At 69.7% G+C, this 20,017-nt stretch carries 13 protein-coding genes and 1 pseudogene; 5 read left to right on the top strand and 9 right to left on the bottom strand.

Annotated elements, in window-relative coordinates; translation table 11 throughout:
* Nucleotides 1-20 precede the first annotated feature (20 nt).
* Nucleotides 21-1,880, bottom strand: a complete 1,860-nt coding sequence (locus J2P76_RS00960; protein WP_207403860.1) for an ABC transporter ATP-binding protein — start codon at nt 1,878-1,880, stop codon at nt 21-23.
* 457 nt (nt 1,881-2,337) lie between these two features.
* Here J2P76_RS00960 and J2P76_RS00955 point away from each other — a divergent pair, with 457 nt between their 5' ends.
* Both J2P76_RS00955 and J2P76_RS00950 read left to right on the top strand, forming a co-directional pair.
* The gene (locus J2P76_RS00955) at nt 2,338-2,535 is read left to right on the top strand and encodes a hypothetical protein (RefSeq protein ID WP_207403858.1); all 198 of its coding nucleotides are present in this window, start codon (nt 2,338-2,340) and stop codon (nt 2,533-2,535) included.
* 38 nt (nt 2,536-2,573) lie between these two features.
* Nucleotides 2,574-2,975: a VOC family protein gene (locus J2P76_RS00950; RefSeq protein ID WP_207403857.1), complete on the top strand. Its 402-nt coding sequence runs from the start codon at nt 2,574-2,576 to the stop codon at nt 2,973-2,975.
* Between the two features lie 22 nt (nt 2,976-2,997).
* Here J2P76_RS00950 and J2P76_RS00945 read toward each other — a convergent pair whose 3' ends face one another.
* Both J2P76_RS00945 and J2P76_RS00940 read right to left on the bottom strand, forming a co-directional pair.
* The gene (locus tag J2P76_RS00945; RefSeq protein ID WP_207403855.1) at nt 2,998-3,978 is read right to left on the bottom strand and encodes a Bug family tripartite tricarboxylate transporter substrate binding protein; all 981 of its coding nucleotides are present in this window, start codon (nt 3,976-3,978) and stop codon (nt 2,998-3,000) included.
* 26 nt (nt 3,979-4,004) lie between these two features.
* Entirely contained in the window at nt 4,005-5,438 is a 1,434-nt protein-coding gene (locus tag J2P76_RS00940; RefSeq protein ID WP_207403853.1) for a CoA transferase, read from the bottom strand.
* Between the two features lie 105 nt (nt 5,439-5,543).
* Between J2P76_RS00940 and J2P76_RS00935 the strand changes: the two genes are divergently transcribed.
* Nucleotides 5,544-6,446 (top strand): LysR family transcriptional regulator, encoded by a 903-nt coding sequence (locus J2P76_RS00935; RefSeq protein WP_207403851.1) that lies wholly within the window; start codon nt 5,544-5,546, stop codon nt 6,444-6,446.
* Between the two features lie 143 nt (nt 6,447-6,589).
* Here the strand turns inward: J2P76_RS00935 and J2P76_RS00930 are convergent, their stop codons facing one another.
* The 5 genes from J2P76_RS00930 to J2P76_RS00910 all read right to left on the bottom strand — a co-directional run bounded on the left by J2P76_RS00930 (nt 6,590) and on the right by J2P76_RS00910 (nt 10,849).
* Nucleotides 6,590-7,393 (bottom strand): APH(3')-II family aminoglycoside O-phosphotransferase, encoded by an 804-nt coding sequence (locus J2P76_RS00930; protein WP_207403849.1) that lies wholly within the window; start codon nt 7,391-7,393, stop codon nt 6,590-6,592.
* Entirely contained in the window at nt 7,390-8,229 is an 840-nt protein-coding gene (gene pdxK, locus J2P76_RS00925; protein ID WP_207403847.1) for a pyridoxine/pyridoxal/pyridoxamine kinase, read from the bottom strand. Before pdxK ends, J2P76_RS00930 begins: the two co-directional genes overlap by 4 nt.
* Nucleotides 8,226-9,008 carry a YggS family pyridoxal phosphate-dependent enzyme gene (locus J2P76_RS00920; protein ID WP_207403844.1) on the bottom strand — a complete coding sequence of 261 codons (783 nt, stop codon included), beginning with the start codon at nt 9,006-9,008 and terminating at the stop codon, nt 8,226-8,228. The genes pdxK and J2P76_RS00920 overlap by 4 nt, the downstream gene beginning before the upstream one ends.
* A 109-nt stretch (nt 9,009-9,117) precedes the next feature.
* On the bottom strand, nt 9,118-10,320 hold the full coding sequence (locus tag J2P76_RS00915) for an MFS transporter (protein WP_207403843.1): 1,203 nt from the start codon (nt 10,318-10,320) through the stop codon (nt 9,118-9,120).
* A 46-nt stretch (nt 10,321-10,366) separates the two neighbouring features.
* The gene (locus J2P76_RS00910; RefSeq protein ID WP_207403842.1) at nt 10,367-10,849 is read right to left on the bottom strand and encodes an RrF2 family transcriptional regulator; all 483 of its coding nucleotides are present in this window, start codon (nt 10,847-10,849) and stop codon (nt 10,367-10,369) included.
* A gap of 71 nt (nt 10,850-10,920) precedes the next feature.
* Here J2P76_RS00910 and J2P76_RS00905 point away from each other — a divergent pair.
* Nucleotides 10,921-11,085, top strand: a pseudogene (locus J2P76_RS00905) (ketopantoate reductase family protein); the annotation flags it as partial.
* Here J2P76_RS00905 and J2P76_RS00900 read toward each other — a convergent pair.
* Complete coding sequence (locus J2P76_RS00900; protein ID WP_207403840.1) at nt 11,070-11,675, bottom strand: flavodoxin family protein; 606 nt, start codon at nt 11,673-11,675, stop codon at nt 11,070-11,072. The pseudogene J2P76_RS00905 and the gene J2P76_RS00900 overlap by 16 nt on opposite strands.
* Before the next feature lie 273 nt (nt 11,676-11,948).
* Between J2P76_RS00900 and J2P76_RS23720 the strand changes: the two genes are divergently transcribed.
* The gene (locus J2P76_RS23720) at nt 11,949-19,904 is read left to right on the top strand and encodes an autotransporter outer membrane beta-barrel domain-containing protein (RefSeq protein ID WP_207403839.1); all 7,956 of its coding nucleotides are present in this window, start codon (nt 11,949-11,951) and stop codon (nt 19,902-19,904) included.
* The last annotated feature ends 113 nt before the right edge of the window (nt 19,905-20,017 follow it).

The raw sequence follows: 20,017 nt of genomic DNA, 5'->3' as shown, positions 1-20,017 counted from the left end.
TCAGTGGGCGCGGGCCTGCCTCAAGGCGGCGCCATCACGCGCACCGGCTCGGGAGGCGGGTGCTGCGCGGGGCGCGGCGCCGCCTCGGGCAGGTCCTCCAGCCCCTGCGCCAGATCCAGCGCCTGGCGTTCGAGCAGGCGGCGGTACAGCCCGCCCGCGCGCCGCACCAGGATGGCGTGGCTGCCTTCTTCGGCGATGCGGCCCTTGTCGAGCACCAGCAGGCGGTCCATGGTGCGCACGGTCGACAGGCGGTGCGCCACCACCAGTGTCGTGCGGCCGGCCATCAGGCGTTCCATGGCCTCTTGGACCAGGGCTTCGCTCTCGCTGTCCAGGCTGGCGGTGGCTTCGTCCAGAATCAGAATGGGTGCGTTGGCCAGGAAAGCGCGCGCGATGGCGACGCGCTGGCGTTCGCCGCCGGACAGCTTCACGCCGCGTTCGCCCACCAGCGTTTCATAGCCATTGGGCAAGGCCATGATGAAGTCGTGGGCGCTGGCCAGGCGCGCCGCCTGCATGACGTGGGCACGGCTGGCGCCCGGCCGGGCGTAGGCGATATTCTCGGCCAGCGTGCGATGAAACAAAATAGGCTCTTGCTGCACAATCGCAATCTGGCTGCGCAGCGAAGCCTGCTGGACCGCCGAGATATCCTGGCCGTCGATGGTGATGCGGCCGCCATTGATATCGTACAGGCGCTGGATGAGCTTGATGAAGGTTGTCTTGCCCGAGCCCGAATGCCCCACCAGCCCTACGCGCTCGCCCGGCGCGATGCGCACCGAGAAATCGTCGAACAAGGGCGTCAGGTGCGCGCCGTAGCGCAAGGTCACGTGCTCGAAGCAGATCTCGCCGCGGCTCACGGTGATGGGGCCCGCGCCAGGCCGGTCTTGTACGTCCAGCCGCTGGGCGTGCAGCGACACGAGTTCTTCCATGTCGTTGACCGAGCGTTGCAGATTGCGGATGTGCAAGCCGATGCTGCGCAAATAGCCCTGCAGAATGAAGAACATCGACAGCGAGAATGTGATGTCGCCCACGCTGGCCCGGCCGCGGCTCCACAGCCACAGCGCCGAGCCCAGGATGGCGACCAGCATGATCGCCAGCATCACGCCCTGCACGCCGCCATTGACCGAGCCGCGTGTCCAGCTGCGCCGGGTGCGGCGGCGCCACTTGTCCAGTGTCCAGGCCAACTGGACTTCTTCGCGCTGCTCGGCGCCGAAAGCCTTGACCACGGGGTTGCAGTTGAGGGCATCGGCCAGATCGCCCATCAGGCGGGTGTCCCAGGCGTTGCCCAGCCGTGCGGCCGGTGCCACGAAGCCCAGCGACAGGCCCGCGGTGATCAATACATACACCAGCGAGCCCACGCCGACCACCGCGCCCATCATCGGCCAATGCACGCCTAGTACCAGGGTCGCGCCCGCCAGCATGGCTACCGAAGGCAGCAGCGCCACCAGCAGGGTGTCGTTGAGCAGGCTCAGGGCCCACATCCCGCGCGTGATCTTGCGCACCGTCGCGCCTGCGAAATTGTTGGCATGCCAGTCTGTCGACAGGTGTTGCACATGGTGGAAGGCGCGTGCGGAAATCGCGCTCATCATCTTGAGCGTCAGGGTGATCATGCTGTAGTACACCAGCAGCATCAGCGCGGTGCTGGCCAGGCCCAGCGCCGCCAGTGTCCAGAACGCGCGCCCGGCCGTGCCGTCGATCACGCCGGCGGATACTGCATCGATCAGGCGGCCCACGAACAGCGGCGTCAGGACATCGGCGCCGGCCGACAGCAGCACCAGCGCCACGATCGACGCGATGCGCCAGGGCTGTGCACGCCAGTATCGGAAAGTAAAGCTCAAGACATCCTTGAAGGCCTGTCCGCGAAAGTCAATTTTTTTTCTAGCCATTTATCATGGCCCGGTGCGGCGGTCTGCGCCGGGACTTCATTCGGGAGCATTAGGAAACGGACAATCCGGCACGCCGGCGGGTCAGCCGGTATGCAATCAGAACTACCTGTAGAACGGGCGAGGGCCTGCCGCAAGCGTGTGCTTACGTGCCAGAAACGATTGGCGGGCGACCCAGCGCCTGCGACGACTTAATAGTGTCGCGGGGCCACGCTGGGGAATGCGGTGCGGACTACGGACATCGAACGCCTCCCTGGTGGTTGAGTGAAGAGAAAGTGGAAGTGACGGGTAGGTGAATACCCGAGTGGCAATCTTATCAGGGCGGAATTGACATTGGCAATATCTGTCTGCTTGGCCGTAGGGTTTTTATAAAGCCAGGCCGCGGCCGGCGTGGCCGCGCATCGGGGTGGGAATGGTATTTGCGAGGGGGCGGCTCGTTGTCTTGCCCAGGAGCAACGCCATGACCGACATCAACGATGTGCAAGCCGCCATGCGTTTGTGGCATGAAGCCCATACCGCGGTGATGGATTTCTACGAAGCCAACAATGTGCTCGAACCCGACAAGTTCTCGGAATGGCAGGCATTGCGCGAAGTGGAAGACAACATGCGCGGGCAGGCCGACAAGCTGATCGGGCAGGCGCGCAGCCAGCCGGCGTAGGCCCTGCGCGCCCTGGCCCTGGCCGCGGCAGCCCGCCCATGTACACCCACATCCAGATCGGCGCGCGCGACTGGCCGCGCCTGGTGGCCTTCTATGATACGGTGCTGGCCCCGCTCGGCCTGCGGCGCTCGAACGACATCGAGACCGCCGGGCCGGCTGGCGTGATCTGGCGGCCGCCGCGCCTGCGCTGGCCGTCGTTTGTGGTGGCGCCGCCCTATAACGGCCTGCCGGCAACCTGGGGCAATGGCGCGCAGGTCAGCTTCCAGGCTCCGTCTTGCGGCATGGTCGACCGTTGCTGGGCGCTGGCGCTCGGCGCGGGCGGATCCGACGAGGGCGCGCCCGGCCTGCGCACGCGGTATGCGCCGGATTTCTACGCGGCCTACTGCCGGGATCCCGAAGGCAACAAGATCGCCTTCGTGTGCGCCGCCGGCGGCGTCTAGCCGCCGCCCGCGGCGTTCATGGCTACTGCGCCTTCAGCCCCAGCCGGTCGATGGTGGACGACCAGCGGTCGTATTCGCTGTCGATGAAGTCCTGGCATTGCGCCGGCGTCTTGTCCATGACCACCGCGCCCTGGAAGCGCAGGCTTTCCAGCACGGCGGCGTCTTTCATGGCGGCCTGCAGGGCGGTGTTGAGCTTTTCCAGAATGGGCGCGGGCGTGCCCTTGGGCGCCAGCAGCACCTGCCACGTGCCGGCGTCGTAGCCTTGCAGGCTGGGCACGCTTTCCGACAGCGACGGCACATCGGGCAGGGCTTCCGAGCGGTTGCGCGAGGTGACGGCCAGCGGCTTGACCTGGCCGCTCTTGATGAACGGCATGGCGCTGTTGAACGAGCCCGAATACATGAAGCTGGTGTTGCCGCCGGCCAGGTCGGTCAGGGCCGGGCCGTTGCCTTTATACGGCACGTGCTGGAACTTCAGGCCCAGCTTGGCCGCGATGTCCATGGCCACCAGGTGGTCGATCGAACCGTTGCCCGATGATCCCATGAAGTACTTGCCGGGCTGCGCCTTCAGCTGGCGGTAGAAGTCCTGCGCGTTGGCCGCCGTCAGGCTTTTGGAGGTCAGCAGGATCAGCGGCACCGCCACCGAGCAGCCCGCCGCCACGAACGCCGTCTTGGGATTCAGGTCTTTGCGGTCGAACAGCGCGGGCGCGGTGGTGATCGACGAGGTGCCGTACATCAGCGTGTAGCCGTCCGGCCTGGCGCGCAGCAGTTCCTGCGCGCCGATATTGCCGCCGGCGCCCGGCCGGTTCTCGATGACGATGGGCACCTTCAATTCTTCGGACACTTTCTTGAACAGCACCCGGCCGATGGCGTCGGTGGGGCCACCCGGCGCGAAGCCGATGATCAGCGTGATGGCCTTGCCGGGGTAGGGTTCGGCGGCGTGCGCGGGCGGCAGGCCGGCGGCCAGCCCGGCCAGGGCGACTGCGCAAGTTGTTTTTTTGATCATGATGGGGTCTCCTCCTGGGGCGTCGATCAACAAGAATGCCAGGCTGGCGGATGCGCGCCGTTGGGGGCGGGCGGCAAGTCCCAGCGGGCCGGGGTGCGCGAAAACTGCGCAACCGGCGGCAATTGTTCCAGCGGGCCGTAGGCCGACTGGCGGGTTTCCAGCACGGGGTCCAGGCCTTCGGCGAAATGGCGGCGCGGGCGCTGCGGATCGGCATCGAAAGCGGTTTCCAGGCCCAGGTCCTGCACCCACATCGAGGTGCGAGCCAGCGACACCCTGACGTGGTAGCTGCCGCCTTCGCGGGCGCGCCGGATCAGCGCCAGCAGGGCGCCGGCCGCGCCCAGGTAGCCGGTCAGGTAATCATTGAGCAGGTAGGTGGGCACCACGCGGGGGCGGCCCGCGCCGCCTTCGCGCACGGCAATGCCGCTGACTGTCTGGCCCAGCTGCTCGAACCCGCCGCGGCCGGCCCATGGGCCTTCATCGCCGTAGGCCGTGACCGACACGTACACCACACCCGGGCGGATGGCCGCCGCGTCCTGCGGGCCCAGGCCGCGCCGCGCCATGCTGCCGGGGCGCCACGACTGCACCACCACGTCGGCGCCGGCGATCAGTTCGCGGGCGCGCTGCGCATCCACGGCGCGGTCCAGGTCCAGGAAGGCCGAATGCTTGCCGATGTTGGTGTCGATGGTCTGGCGGAAAGGGTCCTGCAGCATGGGCGGCGTGATGCGCAGCACGTCCGCGCCATGCTCGGCCAGTGTGCGGGCTACCACCGGCCCGGCGATCACATGGCCCAGGTCCAGCACACGCAGGCGGTCCAGCGGGCGCAGCCCGGCCTGGGCCGGCTCGGGCTCGCTGTCGCCGATCTTGCGGATATCGATGGCGGGCAGCCCGGCCAGGTGCCGGCCTTGCGGATGCGCCAGCCATTCCTGCTGCGAGCGCGCGAATGCGCCCGGCAGCTTGTGCGCGGCGAAGGCCTCTTCCAGTTCCAGGCTGTTCCAGCGGCCGATGGCCGCGCCCAGGGCCGAGGCATTGTTGGGGCATTGCAGCAAATCCAGCACGCCATCGCGCAGGTGCGGATACGAGCCGATGGGGAAGAACCAGCGCCCGTCGGCGGTCTGGTAGAAATCGGCCTTCAGTTCGGTCAGCAGCGACAGGGCCGGCAGCCCATAGCCGCTTTGTTTCTGGAAGTGGCCCGGGTTCAGCGAGCTGGCCGCCTGCATCCAGTCGATGGCGATGCGCTGGCGCTGGCCGGTGGCCAGCTGCCACCAGCGTTCCGTCGCCAGGGCGTAGGCGCCGATGGCGCCGGCCGCGGCCAGCGTCAGCTTGTGCGGCGAATCAAACTGCGGGGCGGCGCCATGAAAACGCAGGCGCTGCCCGGCCGGTTCGTCCCACGGCGACTGCGCGCCGAGCAGGGCGTTAATGGCCCGGCAGGCCTGCCCGGACAGAGAAGATGAGTGATCCATGCAAGGTTCCAAAAGCAGACAATTTCAACGGCAGAAAAAGTCTAGCTTCGGCAAAAATCCGCGTCCAACATATAATTTGGCACTCTGTAAGATAAAAAAAGTCTTATGCTGAACAGCCGCCTGCTCAGGCAATTCATCGCGGTTGCCGAAGAACTGCATTACGGCCGCGCGGCGGCCCGCGTGGGCATCGCGCAGTCGCCGCTCAGCCAGGCCATCCAGAAGCTCGAAGCGCATGTGGGCACGCCGCTGTTCCTGCGCAACAAGCGCACGGTGTCGCTCACGCCCGCCGGCCGGATCTTCCTCGAAGAGGCTTATCAGTGGCTGAAGTACGAGCGCGTGGCCATCGAGCGCACGCAGCACGCCTGCAATGGCGAAACCGGCCAGCTGTCGCTGGGTTTCATCGGCAGTGTCGGCTACGGTTTCATGCCCGAGCTCATCGGCCATTTCCGGCGCCGCTATCCGCAAGTGCGGCTGCGCGTGGTCGAGATGACCACCAAAGACCAGCTCGAGCAGCTCAAGGGCCGCGGCCTGGACCTGGGCCTGCTGCGCACCCCTTTGCCGCAAGAGGCCGCGCCGATCGAGACCCACCTGTACAAGCGCGACCGGCTGATGGTGGCGCTGCCCAAGTCGCATGCCCTGGCGGGCAAGCGCAGCATCGCGCTGAAGCAGCTGGCCGGCGAATCGTTCGTGGCCTTCTCGCGCGAGAAAGTGCCGGCGGCGCACGCGCAGCTGATTTCAGCCTGCACCGAAGCCGGCTTCTATCCGGACATCGAGCAGGAATGCTCGCAGGTGGGCGGCGTCATCTGCCTGGTGGCGGCCGGCCTGTCGGTGGCCCTGGTGCCCAGCAACCTGGCATCGCTCATGCATCCCAAGGTGCAATACCTGCCGCTGGCCGACCGCAGCCGCTTCCTGGGCCAGGAAATCTCGGTGGCATGGCGCCGGGGCGACGACAATCCGGCCCTGGCCTCGTTCCTGAAAGTATCCCGGGCCAGGGCCGTGCGGGCATGATGCCGCGCTAGAACCAGGTGTCAGGCACCTGGCGGAGCCTGACACCTGGGCAATACCCAGGCAAAACGCCGTCTTTCTAAGGCAGTGCCATGGGCGCCTGGCGCCCTGGCGGGAGCCGGATGCCTGTTCAAGCGCGCAGCGCTTCAGAAGAATTCGTCGAGCAGGCGGTAGAACGCCAGCCGGGCTGGATCGATGAGGCCGCCATAGGCGTCGAGAAATGCCTGCCCCCAGCCGGTGCCCAGGTTGTACTGAATGCTGCGGGCCGCCAGGGCCAGGTCTTGGTGGCGGTCGGCCACGCCCAGCCGTCCGCAATCGACAAAGCCGGCAAAGCGGCCATCGTCGGCCAACAGGTTGGGCAGGCACGCGTCGCCGTGGGTGACTACCAGGTCTTCGTGCCGCGGCTGCTGGCGCTGCAGAGTGGCGAACACCTGCGCAGCGCTTTGGCCCGAGCGTTCGTCATCGAAATCGTCTTCGTCCACCAGGCCCGCCAGCATGCGCCGCCGCGCATGCCCGATGCGTTGCGCGGCGCGGTGGTCGAAAGGGCAAACGGCGGCATCCAGGCCATGAAGTGCGCGCAATGCCGCGGCGGCAAGTTCGATGATGCGCGCCGGCGGCAGCCCGGGCGAGCAAGCCAGGTCGCGGCCTGGCACGGCCGTCATCAACAGCCAATGGCAGTCGTGCGCCGTGGCCAGTTCCAGCACCCGCGGGCACGGCTGCCCCTGCGCGGCCAGCCAGCGCAGCCGCTGCGCTTCGCCGGGCAGCTCGGCCGGCCCGCCGCAGAGCGGTTCGGTCTTGACGAACAAGGCTGGCCGGCCCGGTGCCGCCAGCCGGAATACCGAGGCATCGGACCGGCCGATTTCCTGGCGCGTCCAGCCATAACCCGCCACGCGGGCCCGCCAGGCCGCAGGCATGCCGCCAGCCGGGCCATCCGTTGCCCGCGCCGTCATGCGGGCGCCGGCGGCAGGGCCAGTTCTTCCCAGCCCAGCCGCGCAGTCTCGCGCAGGATGGCCACTACGTGGCGGCAGGCCTGCTCGACGGCGTTTTCGAGCGGGGCGCCCGCCAGCAGGTGGCCGGCCAGGCGCGCGGCGAACAGGTCGCCGACGCCCTTGGTCGCGCATGGCACGACCGGGTGGCTGATGACGCGCTGCTGGGCGCGCGTGACCACGGCCACGTGCATCTGGCCGGCCGGCCAGCTTTGCGGCGCCGCGCTGGTGACCACCACCCACTCGGTGCCGCCGCCCAGCAGCCGCGCGGCGGCATCGTGGGTGGCCTGCAGCGTGTGCAGCGTGGCGCCGGCCAGTTGTTCGAGCTCGAAGTGGTTGGGCGTCAGGCCATGCGCGCGCGGCAGCAGCTGGGTGCGCCAGGCCTGGGTCAGGCGCGGGTCGGTATAGACGCCGTGGTCGAAATCGCCGATGACCGGGTCGACGTGGATGCGCAGGGCCGGGTTGGCGGCCAGGGCCTGGTCCAGCCATTCGCCCAGCAGGGCGGCCTGGTTGGGGTCGGCCAGGAAGCCCACCAGTATGGCGCGGGCGCGCGCCACGACACCGCGCGCGACCAGGTCGCGCAGGTAGCCGGCAAACCAGTCGGCCGGAATGGCGCCGCCGTGCAGGCTGGGGTAGTGCGGCGTGTTGCTGAGCAGCACCGTGGGCACCGCGGCCGCCCGCAGCCCCATGGCCCGCAGCGTGGGCATGGCGGCGTTGTTGCCCACGTGCCCGTACACCACTTGCGACTGGATCGAGATGACGTCGATGGGCAGCGGCCGCGGCGCGCTCGGGGCGTTCATGATTGCGGGCCGGATGCCGCCAGGCCGGGCCAGTAGTGGCTGTCGGGCAGGGCGCGCGCCCCGAAGATGGCCTGGCCCACGCGCACCGTGGTGGCGCCTTCTTCGATGGCCAGGGCGTAGTCGCCCGACATGCCCATGGAAAGCTCGTCGAGCGCGATGCCGGCCGGCGCATCCTGGCGCAGGCGGTCGCGCAGTTCGCGCAGCCGCACGAAGCAGGGCCGCACCAGGGCCGGGTCGGGCGAGAACAGCGCCAAGGTCATCAGGCCGCGCACGCGCAGGCTGGCAAAGGCCGGCAGCTCGCGCACGAAGCCGGCCGCCTGGTCGGGCGGCAGGCCGAATTTGCTGGCTTCGTTGGACGTGTTGATTTGCACGAATACATCGAGCGCGCGGCCTTCGGCCTGCAGGCGGCGGTCGAGGGCCTCGGCCACGCGCAGGCTGTCCAGTGCCTGGAATTCGCTGGCGAACCGCGCCACCAGCTTGGCTTTGTTGGTCTGCAGGTGGCCGATGACCGCCCAGCGCAGGTCGGGCAGGTCGGCCATGGCTTCCCATTTGGCGTGCGCCTCTTGCACTTTGTTTTCGCCCAGCTCGCGGCAGCCGGCCGCATAGGCCAGCCGGATGCGGGCCGCGTCGACGGTTTTGCTGACCGGCAGCAGGCGGACGGCGGCGGGGTCGCGGCCGGCGCGGCGGCAGGCGGCGGCGATGTGTTCGCGCACCTGCGCGAGATTGCGGCGGAAGTCGTCGATCGATGTGGCGGTGGGGTAGGCGGGCGAGTCGGTCATGGGGTGTTGAGCAATGAGACAGCGCGCGGCTTGCGCGGGGCGCATTCCAGCATGCCCCAATTCAGCGTGCGCGTCGAGCCTGCGCGCCGGCCGCGTTGTGGCCGCGCAATCAGCGCCCGCGGCACGTGGCCAGCGCATAGGCCCACGACGCCAGCGCCAGCGCCAGGCCGCACACCAGCACCGCCGCCGCGCCGATGTCGACAAGGCAGCCGCCGATAGCCGTGCCCAGCGCAATGCCGAAGTAGATGGCCGATGCATTCAACGCCACCACCAGCGCCCCGTGCTGCGGCGCGCCGCTGATCAGGCGGTGCTGTTGCGGCGGGCTCTGCGCCCAGCTGCTGGCGCCCCACAATGCCATCAATGCCGCCACCGCCAGCGGCATGGGCTGCGCGGCCGCGGCCAGCCAGGCCAGCCCGCCCAGCGCCGCGGCCATGGCCAGGTAGGCCGCCAGCAGCACGCGCCGCGCGCCATGCCGGTCGGTGCCCGCGCCCGATACATAGTTGCCCGCCATCGCGCCCAGGCCGTAGCCCAGCAGCATGCCGGTGACCGCGCCTTCGGGCGTGCCCAGCGCCCGCAGCACCTGCACGGTATAGGCATAAGGCACGTAGGCGGCCGCCATGCCCAGTACGGTCAGGGGCAGCACCTTCAGGACGGCCGGCCGGGCCAGCACCTGCAGGCGTTCGGCCAGCGACGTGGCGGGCGCGCTGCCCAGGCGCGGCAGGCTGGCGCGCACGCCAATGGCCGCCAGCAGCGCCACGCCGCCCACCGCCCACAGCGCGGCGCGCCAGCTCAGCATCGTGCTGGCCACGCGTCCCAGCGGCACGCCCAGCGCGGTGGCCACGGTCAGCCCGCCGATCACGATGGCCAGCGCCCGGGCCCGGAAATCGGGCCGCACCAGCGCGGCGGCTACCGCGCCCGCGTTGGGGGTGTAGGCGGCGGCGGTGGCGGCGGCCGCGATGCGCGAGGCGATCAGCCAGGGCATCGACATGGCCAGGGCCGAGCCGATGTTGGCCACGCCGAGCAGCGCCAGGGCCGTGCAAAGCAGCGTGCGCCGGGGCACGCGGGTGGTCAGCGTGGCGATCAGCGGCGCCAGGATCGCATAGGCCAGGGCGAAGGCCGTGACCGAATGGCCGGCCACGGCCGGCGTCACCCCCAGGTCGGCGGCCATCATGGGCAGGAAGGCGGCCACGATGAAAGCATCGGTGCCCACCGCGAACGTGCCCAGCGCCAGCACCAGGATGGCGCCCAGGCCCAGCCCGGACGCCGCGCCGGCGCGCGCCGCGGGGGCTTGCGTATTTTGGATAAGAAACATCCAGATTATCTCCGTCAAAGACTCCGGCCAGGGCCGGCGGATGGGGTCAGCGGGCTTGCGCCAATTGCCAGCAGCGCAGGCGTTCCGACGCCGAGGGCGGGGCGGCGTCCAGCAGGTCGGCCACGGTCTGGGCCGCCAGTTCGCGGCGCCAGGCGGCTTCGGCGCGGCGCATGGCCACGGCGATGCCGCAGGGGCGCGCGAATTCCCTGGGCGCAGCGGCGGCGCCCGCGCCGCGCTGGCGGATCTCGGCGCAGCGGAAGACGCTGTCAGGGCCTTCGATGGCCGTCACCACATCCAGCAAAGTGATGCGCGCCGGCGCGCGGGCCAGCCTGAAGCCGCCCTTGACGCCCGCGGTGGACACCAGGATGCCGGCCTTCACCAGCAACTGCAGGCACTTGTTCAGGTACGCCGGGGGCAGTTCGAAAGCCGCGGCCAGGCGGGCGGTGGGCACCGACCCGCCGTCTTTGCCCAGCCAGGCCAGGGTCAGGCAGCAGTGCAGGGCCCATTCGACCCCTTCGCTCATTTTCATGGACAGGTCCGGTCTTTAATTAAGATAAATAATATCCAGATTAAGAATGCCGCGTCAAGGCAGGTCGGCCGTCGATGCTGCTCGACCTGCAGGCCGGGCGGCGCTGCGAGGTCGACGCCATCAACGGCGCCATCGTCCGGCTGGGCAAAGAGCAGGGCGTGCCCACGCCCGTCAACGATGTGGTGGTGGCGCTGATCCGCGCCAAAGAGTCGGCGGCGGCTCAGCGCGGCGGGTAGGGCGACGCCTTCAGCAGCTGCGCCATATGCGCGCAGTTCAGGGCCAGTTCGCGCGTGGCCTGGGCGGTTTTCTCGGGCGTGGCGGGCAGGTCCTGGAAGTCGGTCTTGTGCATGGCCTCGCCCACCCAGTAGGTCACCGCGCCGGCGGGCAGCGTGAAGCCCACGTCGTTCAGGGCCTGGAACAATTCGGCGCTGACGTGGTGGGCGCCGTCTTCATTGCCGACCACCGCGACGCCGGCCACGCGGCCATAGGGCGCCATGCGCCCGCCATCGTCCAGTTCCCCCAGAAAGGCGTCCATGCGTTCCAGCACCCGCTGGCACACGCTGGACGGATGGCCCAGCCAGATCGGCGTGCCCAGGATCAGAATGTCGGCCGCCAGAATGCGGCGGCGCAGTTCGGGCCAGGCGTCGCCGGGGCCCTCGTCCGAGGTCACGCCCGGGGCAATGGCGTGGTCCACGGCCCGTACCCGTTCGCAGGCAATGTCCAGGCGCTGCAGTTCCGCGGCGACCTGGTCCAGCAGCTTGTCGCAGGACGACGAGGCGGGCGAGCTTTTCAGCGTGCAATTGATGCCTATGGCGGTCAGCGGCATAGGGGGCTCCTGGCAAGATCAGGCGGCACCATGCCGCCGGCGTGCGTGGGCGCAGCAAGGCCTGTGCCCGGCAAGCGGCGCCCCGGCCGCGGGCGTGGCGCGGCTGTCACACCGGCGCCCGCATTTTCGTCGAGAGAAACCGCTGATTCGTCGAAAAACTGCTGCGGCTATCCCCGTTTTGCGTATTAATCGCACTTGTCTGAATGTTGCGGTGCGGCGTGAGCGGGTGGCGCGCGTGTGCCCGGAAAACGGAGCAAAAAAATGGCCGGTAGCATGAAAGCGCGTCGCAAACTGGCGTACCGACGCCGCATCCTGATCTCGTCGGTGGCGACCAGCCTGCTGGCCGGCGCCGGGCCGGCCGCGGCCGGCTGCAGCCAGTCTGGCAGCCTGTGGCAGTGCGATTACGGCCCGGGCGAAACCTACACCAGCATCCAGGGCGTGTCGCAGGCGGGCTATAGCCCGCCGCACGACAACGGCACCACCGATGCCGGCGCGGGTCCCAGCGTCTCTATTGACGATGACGGCGCGACCTTCACCGTATCGTCGGGCTTCGACACTTACCGGGGGGTGCTGTACGGCCAGACGTTCGGCGGGCAGGGCGAAGACGCGGGCAAGGGCGGAGGCGCAGGAACGGTCAGCATCTGGAGCAGCGGCACCATGCAGGTGACCGTCAATGGCGCCGAAGACAGCAATGGCAATGTGGCGACGTCCACGCCGCGCGCCTTTATCACGGGCATTTCGCAGGGCGGCGACGGCGAGCAGGACGACAACGACGACAATGACTCGAATGGCGGCGCCGGAGCCAATGGCAATGATGTGAAGCTGTTCTTGTCGGGCTCGGCGCAGTACGAGCTGGACGGCGCCATCGTCCGGAATTTCGAGGGCGTGCTGGCGCAGAGCGGCGGCGGCCAGGGCGGCCGGCAGAACAGCGCGTTGTTCGACAACCAGCACGGCGGCGCGGGCGGCGCGGGCCAGCTGGCCAAGGTGCAGAACAGCGGCTCGATCAAGATCGGCGCGCAGGCGCCCATACAGAGCTCCGCCGACCTGGTCAGCGGCATCCGGGCCTGGTCTTTCGGCGGGTACGGCGGCCGCTACAACGGCAACGCCGGCGCGGGCGGAACGGTGGAAGTCGACCACGGCGCGGGCGCCGAGCTGCAGGTGCGCGTCAATGCCGCGACCAGCGGCCAGGAAATCTACGGCATCATGGCCGAGAGCGAAGGCGCCCACGGCTACCACTCCGAAGACAACGACGACCGCGGCGGACAGGGCGGCGGCGCCGGCGCCGTCACCGTCAATGTCGACAGCGGCATCTCGGTCGACGTCACGGGCGCCGAGGCCGACCATGGCGCCGCGGTCCATGCCTCCAGCCGGGGCGGCAAGGGCGGCACGGGCCCGAACGGCAATACGGGCGGCGACGGCGGCGATGCCGGCGCCGTTACCGTGGCCCTGAACCGCAGCGGGTCGTCTTACACCATCGCCACCTCGGGCGACAAGATCAGCGGCGTGACGGCCATCAGCCGCGGCGGCGAAGGCGGCGACGGGGCCGACAACACGGCCGTGGCCGGCAAGTCCGGCGGCGGCGGATTCGGCGGCGATGGCGGCGAAGTCGAGGTCGATGCCGACAAGGATGTCGGCATCACCACCAGCGGCGATTTCGCCAGCGGCATCGTGGCCATGTCGCTGGGCGGCGGCGGCGGCACGGGCGGCGAGTTCGTCGGCATCATCGGCGGCGGCGCGGGCAACGGCGGCAACGGCGGCGACGCCGGCAACGTCAAGGTGGCCAGCAGCGCCGATATCGACACGCAGGGCGCGCACGCATACGGCATCGTGGCCCAGTCCATTTCGGGCGGTGGGGGCGCGGGCGGCGTGGCCGACGGGCTGGTGCTCGAGGTGGGCGGCGACGGCCAGGCGGGGGGCACCCCCGGCGAAGTGCAGCTCTCGAACGGCGGCGCCATTACCACCGCCGGGTACGGCTCGCATGGCATCGTGGCCCAGTCGATCGCCGACGGCGGCGGGGCGGCCGGCGGCGCGGGGGGCATCATCGCCATCGGCGGCAATGCCGATTCGGCGCACGAATCCAACGGCGGCAAAGTGTCGGCGTCCAACTACGGCTCTATCTCGACGCTGGGCGACGCCGCCAAGGGCCTGCTGGTCCAGTCGATAGGCGGCGGTGGCGGCAGCGCCGCCGGCACCGCGGGCATCCTGAGCGTGGGCGGGCAGGGCCAGGCCGGCGGCAACGGCGGCGAAGTCGAACTCACCTCCATCGGCACCATCACCACGGCCGGTGAATATGCGCACGGCGCGCAGGTGCAATCGATCGGCGGCGGCGGCGGCGATGGCGGCAATGCCTTCGACCTGGCGATTGTCGCCGGCATTGGCGTGGGCGGCGTGGGCGAGGGGGGCGGCGACGGCGGCACGGTGACCGTGTCGGGCACCGAAGAGGCCAACATCGTCACCACCGGCTATGGCGCCGTCGGCCTGCTGGCCCACTCGGTGGGCAAGGGCGGCGGGGCGGGCGGCTATGCGTTCGGCGCCGGCATTGCCGACCTGACTTTCCAGATCGGCGGCGACGGCGGCGGCAGCGGCTCGGGCGGCCTGGTCACGGTCGATCGATCCAATCTGCACATCCAGACGGCCGGCGGCATGGCCACCGGCCTGGACGCGCAGTCGATCGGCGGCGGCGGCGGCACCGGCGGCGGCGTGGTCACCGACGCGCTCGGCATTGAAGTCAACTTGAACATGAGCGTGGGCGGCGAAGGCGGCGTGGCCGGCGATGGCGGCGAGGTCAAGGTGTCGCTGGACAACAGCTCGATCACCACCACCGGCAGCGTCGACCTGACCGCAAGCCAGGACGATTCCGGCGATGACGACGACGATGACGACTCCCAGGATGCCGACGGCGCCACCGCCATTCTTGCCCAGTCGATCGGCGGCGGCGGGGGCACGGGCGGCAATTCGATCGTCGACAACTTCATTCTGGGCATACCGGTAGAGGGCGTCGGCGTATCCATTCCGATCAACCTGACCGTCGGCGGCAAAGGCGGCGCGGGCGGCAACGGCGGCAACGTCAATGTCGATCTGTCGAACACCGTCCTGGCCACCCAGGGCCAGTATTCGCGCGGCATTCACGCCCAGTCGATCGGCGGCGGGGGCGGCAATGGCGGCGACTCTTCGATCTATTCGCTGGCGGTGGATTTTCCCGACACGGTGAACGTGCAGTTGCAGGCCTCGGTCGGCGGCCAGTGTTCAGACGGCCATTGCATGGGCGGCGACGGCGCCGCGGTCGATGTGGCCATGAAGAACACCGCGATCTCCACGGCGGGCGACTACGCGACCGGCGTGCTGGCGCAGTCGATCGGCGGCGGCGGCGGATCGGGCGGGGCGGCGTACTCGTCGAGCTATGCCTTCGGCACATACGCCAGCGTGGCGGCATCGACTGCGGTCGGCGGCAAGGGCGCCGTGGGCGGCGACGGCGGCCTGGTCAACGTTACCCAGGACGCAAGCAGCTACATCGTCACCACCGGATCGGGCGCGCGCGGGATCGTCGCGCAATCGGTGGGCGGCGGCGGCGGAGAATCGCAGGGGGTGTCGGCGGTGGCTTCCGTGGGCGGCAACCTGCTGCCCGGCGAAGGGAAATTGCCGTCGTTCACCCTTTCGGTGGCGGTCGGCCGGGAAGGCGCCGGCGGCGGCAACGGCGCGGCCGCGACCGTGAACAACGCGGGCATCATCTCGACGCTGGGCCGCAACAGCGATGGCATCATGGCGCAATCGATCGGCGGCGGCGGCGGCATGGGCGGCTCGGTCGGGGCCAGCTACGACTCGATCCTGAACAACGTCTCGGCCTTGATCAACCACGTCAGGACCAACGGGCGGCGGCTGCGGTTCAACACCAGCGGCAGGCTGGCAGTGGGCATCGGCGGCACCGGCGGCGCGGGCGGCAACGGCGATCTGGTCACTGTCGCCAACCAGGGCGACATCACCACGGCGGGCGACTATGCCGACGGCATCGTGGCGCAGTCGATCGGGGGCGGCGGCGGCGAAGGAGGCCTGGCCTCGGTCGACGGCAAGACCTCGCTGTATACCGGCGTGCTGGCCATCGGCGGCAGCGGCGGCGGCGGCGGGTTGGGCGGGCAGGTGGATGTCGACCTGCTGGACGGTTCCTCCATCGTGACCCAGGGCGGCACCGCCTACGGCGTCCTGGCGCAGTCGATCGGCGGCGGGGGCGGCCTGGGCAACATGGGGTCCGCCATCTTCAGCGGCACGATGAATATCGGCTCGGGCGTGGGCGGCACCGGCGGCAACGCCAGCGACGGCGGCGCGGTCAATTTCGCGGCCAGCGGCAACAATATCGTGCAGACGCTGGGCGACGGCTCGCATGGCATTGTGCTGCAATCCGTGGGCAACGGCGGCGGCGCCGGCGGCACCGCCGACTACGGCGCCAACTCATACATACTCGATTACTCGCTGGTGATGTCGCTGGGCGGCCATGGCGGCGATGCCGGCAACGGCGGAACCGTGACGGCCTGCGGCTACCAGGCGGCGTGTTCGGCCGTCAATATCTCGACCGCGGGCGACCAGGCCGCCGGCCTGATCGCGCAATCGGTCGGCGGCGGCGGCGGCCTGGGCGGCATCAACACCATTTCCAATCCCAAGCGGTTCTGGGGCGCGATCCGGCCCGTCAGCGTTGCCGTGGGCCTGGAACTGGGCGGCAATGCCGGCGCCGGCGGCGATGGCGGCAATGTCGTGGTCGAAGGCGATTTCTCGATCAGCACCCAGGGCGATTTTTCGCCGGGCCTGCTGGCGCAGTCGATCGGCGGCGGCGGCGGCATGGGCGGCGCGCAGGCGCTGTACCCCTGGGAAAACGGCCTCAACGAAGGCGAGCACACCACGACCCAGCTCACCGTGCATCTGGGCGGGCGCGACGGCGATGGCGGCGACGGCGGCGTGGTCTCGCTGCAGAACAACAGCAACGTCATCACGCTGGGCGATGTGTCGCATGGCATGGTGGCCCAGTCGATCGGTGGCGGCGGCGGCGTGGCCGGGGCCGCGGTGAAGGCGCTGGGCAGCGACGACTCCAGCGATCCCAGCGGCGCCCTGCCCACCGAGTCGGAGCTGTACCTGAACATCGGCGGCGATCCCGGCGATGCGCCCGCGGGCGATGATGGCGACGGCGATGATTCCGACGACACCGCGGAATCGGTGCAGGGGGTCGGCAACAGCAATCCGCTGAAAGAGCAGGACGCCGTGTCGGTCGCGGCGACAGGCTCGGTGAGCACCGGCGGCGACTGGGCCATGGGCGTGCTGGCGCAATCCATCGGCGGCGGCGGCGGAGCGGGCTATGTCGGTTCGAATACCGGCGATGTGTCTTCGCCCACCAGCGGCGCCGTTAACGTGGGAGGCGGCGCCGGCAGCAACGGCTACGGCGGCGATATCGCCGTGCGGCTGGACGGCGCCGAAGACACCGGCATCGTCACCAGCGGCAGCGGCGCGTACGGCGTCCTGGCCCAATCCATCGGCGGGGGCGGCGGCCTGGGCGTGTCCCTGGCTTCCGGCACAGGCATCAAGACGAACGTGGGCGGCGCCCAGTCTTCCGATTCGTCCCATACCCAGACAGGCGGCACGGTTCGGCTGTATGGCACCAAGACCATCGTGACCGGCGGCGCCGATGCCCATGGCGTGGTGCTGCAGTCGATCGGCGGCGGCGGCGGCGTGGCCGGGATGAGCCTGCCGGCCGATGGCGGCAGCGTGGCCGGAGACATACTCGTGGGCGGCACCGATTACGGCGACGCGAACAGGGTCGTGGTCGATAACGCTGTCCTGCGCATCGGCACGGCCGGCGACCGGGCCTTTGGCCTGGTGGCGCAATCCATCGGCGGTGGCGGCGGCATTGCCGCGGCCGGCGCCGGCGTCGGCCTGTCGCAGGTGACGCTGGGCGGGCAGGGCGATGCGGTGGGCCATGGCGGCGAAGTGGCGGTGACACTGGCCCATGGCTCGCAGATCTACACGCAGGGCCGCGGCTCGCATGGCGTGGTCGCGCAATCGATCGGCGGCGGCGGCGGGATCGCCGGCGACCCTTCGATCGCGCCGCTGAGCGTGGCGCCGTCGGCGGCCGACGGCGGCCCGGGCGCGGGCGGGGGCGATGGCAGCACCATCACGCTGGCCGTCGACGCCGACATCGTCACCGAGGGCGAAGGCGCGTTCGGCATCCTGGCGCAGTCGATCGGCGGGGGCGGCGGACTGCGCGGCGATTCGTCGACGGCATCCGCGGGCCCCGCCGGCACCGGCCGCACCGGAAAAAGCGGCATGATCCACCTGACCCAGACCGGCACGGTCTCGGCCACGGGCAGTAATTCGGTGGGGATATTCGCCCAGAGCCAGGGCCCCACCGCCGACGGCGGCATCGATGTCACGATCAATGGCAGTGTGGCCGGCGGCAGCGGCGGGCAGGGCGCGGGCATCTGGATGGTGGGCGGCAACAGCAACTGGATCGGGCTGCAGTCCGGCGCCCATGTCTCGGCCGCCTCGGGCGTGGCGATCCGCTATGACGGCACCCGCGGCGTCGGCGCGGGCAGTTCGGTCACCGTGGAGAACTACGGCGTCATCGCGGGCGACATTCTGCTGCACGCCCAGGACAGCGACCAGGCCGGCACGGTGAACAACATGGGCCAGATCACCAGCGCCGCCGCCACGCTTGCCGCGCCAGCCGCCGGCGGCGCCGCCGCCAAGACGGCCGTGCCGGCCGCCAGCGCCGGCGTGCTGGTGGGCGCCCGCCGCTACGACGCAAACGTGGTCAACGACGGCACGCTGATCGTCGGCCGCAATGCCATCGTCGACAGCACGGCGATCTCCGGCGATTTCACCCAGGGGACGCAGGGCACCTTGCTGGTGGATGCCGACTTCGGGCGCCGCAACGCCGACCGGCTGCACGTGCAGGGCGATGCCCGGCTGGCCGGCACGGTCGATGTCGCGGCCCTGTCGCTGCTGCCCGGACGCCGCCTGACGGTGCTGACGGTCGATGGCGACGCCACCGGCCAGTTGGCGCCCCGGCAGTCGCCGATCTTCGATTATTCGCTCACGCGGGCCGGCCAGAACTACCAGTTGTCGGTTGATGGCGCGGACTTCACCGCGTCCTCGCTCGGGCTGAGTTCCGGGCAGGCCGGGCTGGCCGGCCACTTGCAGGAAATCTGGGACGGCGGCGCGCCCGACCGGTTCGGCAAGCTGTTCGCGGCCATGGACCAGGTCGCCGTGCAGGGCGGGGACAGCTACCGGGAACTGCTGTCCAATCTGTCGCCCGATGTCATGCTGGCGCCCGCCACGCAGATGCAGGCCGGCATGATGCGCTTCGGCAACAGCCTGATGAGCTGCCCCACGTTCAAGGGCGCGGATGCGATGACGGGCGAGAGCGATTGCGTCTGGGGCCAGATCACGCATCGCGACACGCGCCAGGACCGCGACGGCGACGCCGCCGGCTTCTCGAACGACAGCACCACCTACCAGGTGGGCGCGCAGAAGGAAGTGGCGCCGCACTGGTTCGTGGGCGTGTCCGCGGCCTACCAGAACGATGCGCTGCGCAGCGACGGCGGCCGCGTCGCCAGCAAGGGCGACAGCGGCTTCCTGGGCGTGGCCCTGAAGCGCGAGATCGGCCCCTGGCTGCTGGCGGCGGGGCTGAGCGGCAGCTACGGCAGCTATGACACCCAGCGGCAGGTGGGCGTGCCCGGCTTCGGCCGCAGCGCCTCCAGCGACCCCGACGTCTACAGCGGCGCGGCGCGGCTGCGGGTGGCGCGCACCTTCGCGTTCCCCACGTTCTACCTGAAGCCCTATATGGACGTCGACGCCATTTATTCCCGCATGCCGGGCTATCAGGAAAGGGACAGCGACCTGGCCCTGAAGATCGAGGGCAGCGACCAGTTCACCTTCGCCTTCTCGCCCACGCTGGAAATCGGCGGCCGGGTGGAGATCAATGGCGCGACGCTGCGGCCCTATGCCTATGCCGGCGCCACTTTCCTGACCGACGACGAATGGAAGACCCAGGCCCGCTTTGCCGGCGCGCCGGACGGCAGCCGCGGCTTCCAGACCTCGATGCCCATCGACGATTCCGTGGCGCGCGTGGGGGCCGGCCTGCAGATCTCGACCCATGGCGGGGTAGACGTGCGCCTGCAGTACGAAGGCGAATTCTCGGGCCATGCATCGAGCAACAGCGGCTCGTTGAAAGTCGGCATTCCCTTCTGAGGAGGACCCCGGAGGAGGACCCCGGGGAGCGCACTTTTATATATATGAAAATGATTAAAATGTATTTTCTTATATATTCGAATAATGAAAGAATCGACCTCAGGCTTGATCCT

Origin of the sequence: Bordetella petrii (genome assembly GCF_017356245.1) — a bacterium.
Lineage (GTDB): Bacteria > Pseudomonadota > Gammaproteobacteria > Burkholderiales > Burkholderiaceae_B > Bordetella_A > Bordetella_A petrii_D.
The sequence above is the reverse complement of the archived record's forward strand: the minus strand, read 5'-3'. Positions and strand labels throughout refer to the sequence as shown.